The 1,975-nt window shown below is 69.9% G+C and carries 3 protein-coding genes; 2 read left to right on the top strand and 1 reads right to left on the bottom strand.

The genetic code is table 11. The features are described 5' to 3' along the window. On the top strand, positions 1-180 hold a 180-nt coding region (locus I9P22_RS24745), incomplete at its 5' end, for a hypothetical protein (RefSeq protein ID WP_233253583.1). A gap of 10 nt (positions 181-190) precedes the next feature. After that, on the top strand, positions 191-1,396 hold the full coding sequence (locus tag I9P22_RS24065) for a glycosyltransferase (protein ID WP_199262739.1): 1,206 nt from the start codon (positions 191-193) through the stop codon (positions 1,394-1,396). Here I9P22_RS24065 and I9P22_RS24060 read toward each other — a convergent pair. Continuing rightward, positions 1,377-1,973, bottom strand: coding sequence for a 4'-phosphopantetheinyl transferase family protein (locus I9P22_RS24060; protein WP_199262737.1), 597 nt, complete (start codon positions 1,971-1,973; stop codon positions 1,377-1,379). The genes I9P22_RS24065 and I9P22_RS24060 overlap by 20 nt on opposite strands. Between the last annotated feature and the right edge of the window lie 2 nt (positions 1,974-1,975).

The following is a 1,975-nucleotide window of genomic DNA, read 5'->3' as shown; positions in this document are numbered from 1 at the left end:
CTGGATCGCTGGGGCTATTACGCGATCCTGGCAGTAGCCTTCCTGGTCGTGCCGCTGGTCATCGACAGCTACTGGGCCAATGCGGTCTGCATATCTGCTCATTCCTGGCAAAAAATAAGCGCCATTTGGCCAAAATGCCGCTGCGTCCCGGTATCGGTGCATTTTTCCCTTTGCAGATAAGGAGCCGCCCTTGCGAATCGGCTATCTGGTCAACACCTATCCCCGCCCTTCGCACAGCTTCATTCGCCGCGAAATTGCCGCGCTGGAAGCCGAGGGGCTGGAAATCCACCGCTTCGCCATGCGCGGCGATGCCGCGGCGCTGAGCGATCCCGCCGACCTGGCCGAACATGCCCGGACCGAGCGCGTGCTGGAGGCCGGGGGCAGGCGCCTGCTGGCCGCGCTGACCCGGCAAGCCCTGGCACGGCCGGCAAAATTCCGTACCGCCCTGCGCCTGGCCCGCAGCCGCGCGCGGGCCGGGGAATCAAGCCTGGCGCGGCAGATCGTCTACCTGGCAGAGGGCGCCCATGTCGCGGCGCGGGCGCGCGCATTGGGCCTGCAGCATATTCACGCGCATTTCGGCACCAATTCCGCCCGGGTCGCGGCTTATGCGCGGCTTCTGGGCGGCCCGGGTTTCAGCTTCACCGTGCATGGCCCCGAGGAATTCGACAACACCGGACCGCTCGACCTGGGCGGAAAACTGGCCCTGGCCGAATTCTGCGTCACCGTCAGCAGCTATGGCCGCTCGCAAATGTATCGCTGGGCGGAGCCGGGAGATTGGGACAAGCTGCGAGTGGTGCATTGCGGCCTGGATCTGGACCGCTGGGCCGATCCGGCGCCGCTGCCCGCCGGTCCCTTGCATATGGTCGCGGTCGGCCGCTTTGCCGAGCAGAAGGGCTTCGGCCTGCTGATCCGCGCCTTCGCCCTGGCCTGGCGCCGCAATCCCGCCCTGCGCCTGTCGCTGGTCGGCGATGGCGAACTGCGCCCACAGATCGAATCGCTGATCGCGGCCGAGGGCATGGGCGAGGCGGTCCGCCTGCTGGGCTGGCAGCACGAGGCCGGCGTCCGCGCCGCCATGGATGCCGCCCATGCGCTGGTCACCCCCAGCTTCGCCGAGGGCCTGCCGGTGGTCATCATGGAGGCCATGGCCTGCGCCCGTCCGGTGATCGCCACCTATATCGCCGGCATTCCCGAACTGGTCCGTCCCGGGCAAGAGGGCTGGCTGGTCCCCGCCGGCAATGCCGAGGCCCTGGCCGAAACCATGCTGCAAGCCGCCGAAACCGACCACGCGATGCTGGAACGCATGGGCGCCTCGGCCCGCGCCCGCGTGACCCGACGCCACGACATCCGCGAATCCGCCCGGCGGCTGGCGGCGCTGTTCAGCCGCGCCACAGGCTGACCGCCAGCCAATAGCCGGCCGCCTGCCCCCAGCGCCCGCCGATCAGCCGGTCGCCCATGCAGGCGCGGAACCGCTCGGCGCCGACCACCACCGGCACCTCGCGGAAATCCAGCATCCGCCCGGTCAGCGGATATTGCGCCTTGAACATCGCCTCTTTGGCGCAAAAGGCCAGCAACGCATCACCCGCTCCGTTCAGGCGAAAGGGCATGATGGTCTCGGCCAGCCCTTCGGGAAGCGCGCGGTCGCAAGGCTCCAGATCAATGCCGATACTGGCCCCGCCGGGTGGGGCGGCGATGGCGATGCAGTAATCGCCGCCATGCGACAGGCTGGCGCGGATACCCGGCGGCAGGTCGGGCCGGCGGTCGGGACGCACCGGGATGGGCCGATCCGCCGGCAGGTCGTGCCCAGCCTGCCGGATCGCCGCCCGCAGCGCCATGCGCCCCAAGGCGAATTCGCGCCGCCGCTTCGGGACGGCGCGGGCGATGGCCTTGGCCTCTTCGGGCAAAAGCGGCGCGGGCTCGGCCGCCAGCGGCAGCACCGCGCAGCCATGGCCCGCGGGCAGCAGCCGGCGGGCCAGCG

Origin of the sequence: Paracoccus binzhouensis (assembly GCF_016446475.1) — a bacterium.
In the GTDB taxonomy this organism is placed as follows: Bacteria; Pseudomonadota; Alphaproteobacteria; order Rhodobacterales; family Rhodobacteraceae; genus Paracoccus; species Paracoccus binzhouensis.
This window is presented reverse-complemented; position numbering and strand designations above follow the sequence as displayed.